Source organism: Cereibacter changlensis JA139 (genome assembly GCF_003034985.1).
In the GTDB taxonomy this organism is placed as follows: domain Bacteria; phylum Pseudomonadota; class Alphaproteobacteria; order Rhodobacterales; family Rhodobacteraceae; genus Cereibacter; species Cereibacter changlensis.
In genome coordinates, this window is sequence record NZ_PZKG01000478.1 from 1 (window position 1) to 216 (window position 216).

The window sequence follows — 216 nt, forward strand, 5'->3', positions numbered from 1 at the left end:
ATGTAGTCGCCTTGCAGGTCGTAGAGCTTGCCGCCGAGCCAGACTCCCATGAAGGACCCGAACTGGCGGCTGAGGAAGACGAAGCCGTAGAGCGTGCCAACAGATGCGCGACGAGCCTGTTGCTCAGCGGCACGGTAGCCCGCCAGAGCGGCCCCCTGCCGAGCGAGAGATGCCCCGGCCGTTCGTGCTTCCCGAAACTCAGGCGGCCTGCAGGGT

1 pseudogene is annotated in these 216 nt (G+C 66.2%); it reads right to left on the reverse strand.

Annotated features, from left to right (window positions below):
- Positions 1 to 216: pseudogene (locus C5F48_RS25890) on the reverse strand (hypothetical protein); the annotation flags it as partial.